Here is a 7346-nt window from a genome sequence, read left to right on the forward strand (position 1 = left end):
TCCGGAGGAACGGCTTTCGACCGGCCAGTGACCAACGCCACGTCAGGGATGGGCTCTTGGATCGATCCGGGCTCACATGGTCAGGAGCATGGCGAACATGCCGATGCCCATGGTGAGCCGGCAGGCCCGGGGCAGCCCGGCGGTGCCGAGTGCCACGGTCCCGGAGGCCGTGTGCAGGAGCCGGGTGCCGGCCCACAGGGAGTAGGCGCCGAAGTAGAGCAGGAGGGAGCCGGTCAGCAGCGGCGTGCCCGCGTCGGCGGCGTGGTGGTGATGGCCGGGGGTGGCGGTCATCGCGAGCGCCATGTACGTCATGGCGAGCGCGCCGATCGCGTGGTGCAGCCGGTGTGCCCGGCGGGCCGGGGCGCGTACGGCGGCGAGCAGGAAGGTGGTGGCGGGGAGACCGAACACCCAGGCCCAGACGGTGGCCGGGACGGCGCCGCCGGTCACGGCCATGGCGGCCATGCCGAGCCCCATCAGGGCCTCGGCGGCGTCGGACTCCCGGGCGAGCAGGCGGCGGGCGCCGAAGTGGTGAGTGGTGTCGGCGGCGCAGGGGGAGTGGCGCAGCCGGGTGAGACAGTAGGCGCCGGCGGTGGCGGTGAGGAGCGCGAGCAGCCAGCTGATCAGCGAGGGTCCGTGCAACGGCGGCCTCCCGGGGCGGAGAGGGCGGGCGGCCGGCGGCGGTGCGGTGCGGCCCGCCACACCGTCGCCCGCCGACCGCGGTCTGGACGGTCGTCCAGTCCACGATCACCGCTGTGGCCGGGGCGCGGGCAGGGCGCGCACCGGGGCGCACAGTGGTGCCCCCGGTGTGCGGCCACCGGGCACACGCTCCGCCGCCCCGGCCGGTGCTCAGCCCGCGAGCCGCCCCGAGGCGACGACCCGGCTGAGGAACCGTCGCGTCCGCTCCTCCCGCGGATCGCCGAACACCTGCTCCGGCGGCCCCTGTTCGAGCACCACCCCGTCGTCCAGGAAGCAGACCTGGTCGGCCACCTCGCGCGCGAACCCCATCTCGTGGGTGGACAGGACCATCGTCATGCCCTGCTCCTTGAGGTCGCGCACCACCGAGAGCACCTCCCCGACCAGGACCGGGTCGAGCGCCGCGGTGATCTCGTCGAGCAGCAGCAGCCGGGGCCCGGTGGCCAGCGCCCGCACGATGGCGACGCGCTGCTGCTGTCCTCCGGAGAGCCGGTCCGGGTACTCCTTCGCCTTGGCCGCCAGCCCCAGCCGGTCGAGCAGCCCCAGCGCCTCCGCCTCCGCCTCGGCCCGCCCCCGTCCGTGCACCCGGCGCGGGGCGAGCGTGATGTTCTCCAGCACGGTCAGGTGCGGGAACAGGTTGTAGGACTGGAACACCACGCCGATCCGGCGGCGGACGGCGTCCTGGTCCGCGCGCGGGTCGGTGATCTCCTCCCCGTCCAGGAAGACCGCCCCGTCGTCGATCCCCTCCAGCAGGTTGACGCACCGCATCAGCGTGGACTTGCCGGAGCCGGACGCCCCGATCAGTGCCGTCACCGAGTGTTCGGGCACGGCGAACCCCACGTCGCGCAGCACCACCTGGCCGCCGAAGGTCTTGCGCACGGACTCCAGTCGGAGCACGTCCCCGCTCACACCGCACCTCCCTGGAACTGCCGACGGTTCGTCCGTGCGGTCAGCCAGTCGGCGAACCGCGTCAGCGGAATGGTCAGCACGATGAACACCAGTCCCGCCACCAGGTACGGCGTGAAGTTGAACGACCGGGCCGCGATGATCTTGGCCGCGTACACCGCGTCGATCGCCCCGCCGATCGACACCAGCCCGGTGTCCTTCTGCAGGCTGACCAGGTTGTTCAGCAGCGGCGGCACCACCCGCCGCACGGCCTGCGGGAGCACCACGTACCGCATCGCCTGCGCGTTGGTGAGCCCGAGCGACCGGGCCGCGGCCCGCTGGCTGGGGTGCACCGACTCGATGCCGGAGCGGAACACCTCCGACACGTAGGCGGAGTACGTCAGCACCAGCGCCGCCCCGCCGAGCACCAGCGGATCGGTGGTCACCCCGCCGAGCCGCAGCGCCGGCACCCCGGTGATCATCACCAGCAGGCAGATGATCATCGGCAGCCCGAGGAAGAAGTCCACGTACGCGGTGGCCAGCAGCCGCACCGGCAGGAACACCGGCCCGCGCAGCGTCCGCAGCACCGCGAGCAGCAGGCCGAACACCAGGATCAGGGCGCCGCAGCCGAGCATCAGCTCCAGGTTGAGCCGCAGCCCCTTCAGTACCTCGGGCAGCGCCTGGCGGGCGTAGTCGGCGTTGAAGAAGGTCTTCCGAGTCACCTCCCAGCCGGGGGAGTTGACGACCAGCAGGTAGAGCGCGACCGCCGTCGCCAGGGTCGACCCGGCGGCCATCAGCGCCGACCGGCGGGCCCGGCCGCGCCGGTACGCCTCGTGCGCCAGCCGCCGTTCGGACGGACGGTAGCCGTCGTCGTCCCCCTTGCCCCCGCCGCCGTCGAGGCCCTCCCCGTCGAGGTCACCCCCTTCGAGCCCCTTCCCGGCGCGGCCCTTCCCGGCGCGGCCCTTCCCGTCCCGGCCCTTGGCGACCGACGCCGGACCGGCCGCCACCGCGTCGCCGCTCACTTGAGCACCGGTGCCGAGACGGCGTCGGAGAGCCACTGCTTCTCCAGCCTCGCGAGCGTGCCGTCGGAGCGCAGCGCGTCCACCGCCTGCGACACGCAGCCGGTCAGCTTCGAGCCCTTGTCCAGCACCAGGCCGAACTGTTCGCCCTGCGTGGCCCCCGCGAACTGGCCGACCACCTGCGCCTCCGGCACCTCGGCGCCGGTGATGTAGAAGGCCGTCGGCAGATCCACCACGAGCGCCTCGACCTGGCCGTTCTTCAGCGCGGCCTTCGCGAGGTCGTTGGAGTCGAACACGGCCGGCTGGACGCTCGGCTTGATCGTGTCGGTGATGGTGTCGAGGCTGGTGGTGCCGACCTGCGCGCCCAGCTTGGCGCCCTTCAGGTCGGCGATGCTCTTCGCGCCCGCCGCCTTGGAGTTCTTCAGCGCGATGACGGCCTGGCGCACGTCGTAGTAGCCGGAGGAGAAGTCGACGGCCTGCTTGCGCTCGTCACTGATGGACACCTGGTTGACGTCGAAGTCGAAGTCCTTGGCCCCGGGCGAGGTGGCCTTGCCGAACGGCGCGACCACCCAGCTGACCTTCTCCTTGGGGTAGCCCAGCTTCTCCGCCACCGCGAAGGCCACGGCGGACTCGAACCCCTTGCCGTTCTCCGGCTTGTCCTCGGTGAACCACGGGTCGTACGCGGGCTTGTCGGTGCCGACGGTCAGCGTCCCCGCCGTCCGGGTCGCCAGCGCTCCCGGCGCGCAGCCCGCGGCGGTACCGGCCGCACCCGAGGAGCCCGAGGCGGCGGCCCCGTCGGACTTGGCGTCCTGCGGCGCGCACGCGGTCAGCGCGGCGGCCGCGGCGAGCAGTGCGGCGAGGGGCAGTGCGGCGGACGGCTTGCGGATGGTCATGGCAGGGCTCCAGTGAGGAAGGGCCGGGCGGGACAGGGAGGAGGCAAGGGCCGGGTGGGACAGGGGAGGCGACGGGCGGGCCGGGGCCGGCCGCGGGCCCGGCGGGTCACTTCCCCCCGGTGGCGGCGCCGGAACACACACGGCATGGTCGGCGTACGGGCCCGCGTCCGCGGCGCCCTCCGAGCCGGATCAGCGACAGCGGCGGCAGAGGCCGCGCACGCGACAGCAGGCGTGACAACAAGAGGGCGCCCGGAAAAGGCCGATGTGGCACTCGGTCACCGTGATCACCGCCGGGAGCATGGCGGGAGGTTCGCATTCCGACAGTGCGTCTGTCCAGAACATCCAGATCCCTGTCCACATGGCGGACGCCCGGCCGGCGGGCCCGCGCCCCGTGGCCCCACCAGGGTCTCGGCGGAGCCACGCCGAAGCTTTGTCGGTCGCGACCCCCTTGAACAGGAGAACCTTTCGTACTTATGGTGTCTCCGTTGAAATAACTCCTGTCGAAGTGAGTCCCCGATGCAGAATCTTTCGCCAAGGCTCGCTGCGGCGGCCGACGCCCCGGTCTCGACCCTCGCCGGCCACCCGGCCTGGCTGCGCCTGAAGGAGGCCGTCGAGACGCTGCGCCCGCTGCAGTCCAAGGACGGTTCGATCGACCTGTCCGCCGTCCAGCGGCACACCGTCGACCCGCTGCTGGCCACTGTCCGCGGCGCCGTCGAGGAGCTCGCCCCGCTGTTCCCGCACGACGCCGCCTACCTGGCCGCCGTCGACGCGGACCTGGCCAAGTGGGCCGACACCGGCTACCGGGAGCCCGACTTCCTGGACTCGCTGCTCGCCTTCCACCCCGCCGACCAGCGCGAGGACGGCCTGGAGCACCTCGTCGTCTTCCCGATGTACACGCAGAACGGCAACCCGGACCGCAACCTGGAAGCCGTCCTGCTGAGCGTCGTGTGGCCCGACTGGCTGGCCGAGCTGGAGCGGACCCGCTTCGACAACCCGATGTTCGTGCCGATCACCTTCACCGACTTCACGGCCGGCTACGACACCAACTCCGCCGTGCTCTTCCCCGAGACGGTGGCCGTGCGCAAGGCGCCGGAACGTTTCACCTGGGGCGGCATCTTCTGCGACCGCGAGGCCGCCCGCTTCCGCGCCGTCACCACCAGCGCCGTCCAGCAGCTCGGCCTGGAGATCCCGGCCGACGCCGAGGGCCTGCTCAAGGACCAGGACCGCGCGCAGGAGACCTTCGTCCTGTGGGACCTCGTCCACGACCGCACCCACAGCCACGGCGACCTGCCGTTCGACCCCTTCATGATCAAGCAGCGCAGCCCGTTCTGGATGTACGGCCTGGAGGAGCTCCGCTGCGACCTCACCACCTTCAAGGAGGCGGTGAAACTGGAGGCCGAGGGCAACACGCACGCCCGCGACGTCCAGTACGCGATCCTCTTCGACCGCCTGTTCCGCTTCCCGGTCAGCGGCGACCGCGTCCGCAACTACGACGGCATGGGCGGCCAGTTGCTCTTCGCCTACCTGCACAAGCACGACGCGCTGCGCTGGCGCGACAACCGCCTCAGCATCGACTGGGACCGGGCCCCGCAGGTCACCAACGCGCTCTGCGCCGAGATCGAGACCCTCTACCGCGACGGCATCGACCGGCCCAAGCCGGCCCACTGGATCGCCGCCTACCAGCTGGTCTCCCGCTACCTCACCCCGCACCCCGCCTCCACCTGGGCGAAGGGCTCCGAGGCGCTGCCGCTCGACATCACCGATGGCAAGGCCCTCAACAAGGCGCTGTGCGACGCGGTGCTCCCGGACGAGTTCCCGCTGAGCATGTTCTACGAGGCCCTGTCCAAGAAGCTCGGCGGCGTCATCGCCGCCACCGCCGGCATCACCGGCACCGGTATCCAGGGAGCCGCCGCGTGACCACGACCACCAAGTCCCCGCTGACCGGCAAGGTCATCGCCGTCGCCGGAGCCAGCGGCCCGGCCGGCCAGGCGGTGCTGCGCCGCCTCACCGCCGACGGCGCCACCGTGATCGGTGCCGACATCGACGCCCAGCGCCTCGAATCCGCGCTGGACGCCACCCGCATCGCCGTGCGCGGGGCCAAGGTCAGCGGACAGGTGATCGACCTGCTCGACCCGCAGGAGGTCCACGACTGGGCCGACCACCTGGAGGCCGAGCACGGCCATGTCGACGGTCTGTTCCACCTGGTCGGCGGCTGGCGCGGCAGCAAGACCTTCTTCGACACCCGCCTGGACGACTGGGACTTCCTGCACGACACCGTCGTGCGCACCCTCCAGCACACCTCGCTGGCCTTCCAGCCCGCCCTGGTCCGCAGCTCCGCCGGCCGCTACGCGATGATCTCCGCCGCCGCCGCGCACAAGCCCACCGCCGGCGGCGCCGCCTACGCGGCCGCCAAGGCTGCCACCGAGGCCTGGACCCTCGCCATGGCGGACTCCTTCAAGAAGGAGACCACCGCCCCCGACGGCGAGCCCACCGCAGCGGCTGCGATCCTGGTCATCAAGGCGCTGGTCAGCCCCGAAATGCGGGCCGAGAAGCCGGAGGCGAAGTTCGCCGGCTTCACCGACACCGCCGACCTCGCCGGACACCTGGCGGGCCTCTGGGACCGCCCCGCAGCAGAACTGAACGGACAGCACCTGTGGCTGACAGCCCGATGACCGACCTCACCCGTACGGACGCGGTACGGCGGCACGACCCCGCCGTCCGCGGCTTCGCCAGCGACAACTACGCCGGCGTGCACCCGGAGATCCTCGCCGCGATAGCCCTCGCCAACGGCGGCCACCAGATCGCCTACGGCGAGGACGACTACACGGCCCACCTCCAGGACGTCTTCCGCCGCCACTTCGGCGACAAGGCCGAGGCCCACCCCGTCTTCAACGGCACCGGCGCCAACGTGGTCGCCCTCCAGGCGCTGCTCCCGCGCTGGGGTGCCGTGGTCGCCGCCGAATCCGCCCACATCAACGTGGACGAGGGCGGCGCCCCGGAGAAGATGGGCGGCATCAAGCTGCTCACCGTCCCCACCCCGGACGGCAAGCTCACCCCCGAGCTGCTCGACCAGCAGGCCTGGGGCTTCGGCGACGAGCACCGCGCGCAGCCGCTCGCGGTCTCCATCACCCAGAGCACCGAGCTCGGCACCCTCTACACCGCCGACGAGATCCGTGCGATCACCGAGCACGCCCACCAGCTCGGCATGCTCGTCCACGTCGACGGCTCCCGCCTGGCCAACGCCGCCGCAGCGCTCGGCCTGCCGCTGCGCGCCTTCACCACGGACGTGGGCGTCGACGTGCTGTCCTTCGGCGGTACGAAGAACGGCCTGCTGTTCGGCGAGGTCGTGGTGGTGCTCAACCCCGAGCGGGTGCGGAACATCAAGTTCCTGCGCAAGACCTCGATGCAGCTCGCCTCGAAGATGCGCTTCCTCTCCGTCCAGTTCGAGGCGCTGCTCTCCGGCGACCTCTATCTGCGCAATGCCGGGCACGCCAATGCGATGGCCAGCCGGCTGGAGGCGGCCGTTCGCGGGATCGACGGCGTCGAGATCGTGCGCCCGGTCCAGGCGAACGCGGTGTTCGCGATCCTCCCGCGCGAGGTGAGCGAGCGGCTTCAGAAGCACTACCGCTTCTACTTCTGGAACGAGCACACCGGCGAGGTGCGCTGGATGTGCTCGTACGACACCACGGAGGCCGACATCGACGGCTTCGTGGCAGCCATCGCCGAGGAGATGGGCCGCGTCTGACGGCGCCTGAACATCGGATCGCCCCTGCCCGGGACCCCGGGCGGGGGCGATTTGCATGTGGCGGTCCTGTCCCCGTACAGTTCCGGAGTCGCCGCGAGAGAGCGGGGGCAA

The 7346-nt window shown here is 71.8% G+C and carries 7 protein-coding genes; 3 read left to right on the top strand and 4 right to left on the bottom strand.

The genetic code is table 11. The features are described 5' to 3' along the window. Positions 1-72: 72 nt before the first annotated feature. From AB0O82_RS23525 to AB0O82_RS23540, 4 genes are all read right to left on the bottom strand, one after another. Complete coding sequence (locus AB0O82_RS23525) at positions 73-639, bottom strand: DUF5134 domain-containing protein (protein WP_363585900.1); 567 nt, start codon at positions 637-639, stop codon at positions 73-75. Positions 640-846: 207 nt separating this feature from the next. After that, positions 847-1602, bottom strand: coding sequence for an amino acid ABC transporter ATP-binding protein (locus AB0O82_RS23530; protein WP_063350137.1), 756 nt, complete (start codon positions 1600-1602; stop codon positions 847-849). Then, positions 1599-2420, bottom strand: a complete 822-nt coding sequence (locus AB0O82_RS23535; protein WP_350875703.1) for an amino acid ABC transporter permease — start codon at positions 2418-2420, stop codon at positions 1599-1601. The genes AB0O82_RS23530 and AB0O82_RS23535 overlap by 4 nt, the downstream gene beginning before the upstream one ends. 176 nt (positions 2421-2596) lie before the next feature. Continuing rightward, the gene (locus tag AB0O82_RS23540) at positions 2597-3490 is read right to left on the bottom strand and encodes an ABC transporter substrate-binding protein (protein WP_363585901.1); all 894 of its coding nucleotides are present in this window, start codon (positions 3488-3490) and stop codon (positions 2597-2599) included. Between the two features lie 516 nt (positions 3491-4006). Between AB0O82_RS23540 and AB0O82_RS23545 the strand changes: the two genes are divergently transcribed. Genes AB0O82_RS23545 through AB0O82_RS23555 form a run of 3 tightly spaced genes read left to right on the top strand, consistent with a single transcriptional unit; the run spans position 4007 to position 7235 of the window. Further along, positions 4007-5407, top strand: a complete 1401-nt coding sequence (locus AB0O82_RS23545; RefSeq protein WP_363585902.1) for a DUF6421 family protein — start codon at positions 4007-4009, stop codon at positions 5405-5407. Next, positions 5404-6162 carry an SDR family NAD(P)-dependent oxidoreductase gene (locus tag AB0O82_RS23550; RefSeq protein ID WP_350875646.1) on the top strand — a complete coding sequence of 253 codons (759 nt, stop codon included), beginning with the start codon at positions 5404-5406 and terminating at the stop codon, positions 6160-6162. Before AB0O82_RS23545 ends, AB0O82_RS23550 begins: the two co-directional genes overlap by 4 nt. Further along, on the top strand, positions 6159-7235 hold the full coding sequence (locus AB0O82_RS23555; protein ID WP_363585907.1) for a low specificity L-threonine aldolase: 1077 nt from the start codon (positions 6159-6161) through the stop codon (positions 7233-7235). The genes AB0O82_RS23550 and AB0O82_RS23555 overlap by 4 nt, the downstream gene beginning before the upstream one ends. Positions 7236-7346: the final 111 nt, after the last annotated feature.

The organism is Kitasatospora sp. NPDC088264 (assembly GCF_040685715.1).
Classification (GTDB): Bacteria; Actinomycetota; Actinomycetes; order Streptomycetales; family Streptomycetaceae; genus Kitasatospora.

What these genes read in the sequence shown, in the direction of transcription:
- AB0O82_RS23545 (WP_363585902.1), top strand. Translation starts at nt 4,007, where the DNA reads ATGCAGAATCTTTCGCCAAGGCTCGCTGCGGCGGCCGACGCCCCGGTC.
- AB0O82_RS23540 (WP_363585901.1), bottom strand. Translation starts at nt 3,490, where the DNA reads ATGACCATCCGCAAGCCGTCCGCCGCACTGCCCCTCGCCGCACTGCTC.
- AB0O82_RS23555 (WP_363585907.1), top strand. Translation starts at nt 6,159, where the DNA reads ATGACCGACCTCACCCGTACGGACGCGGTACGGCGGCACGACCCCGCC.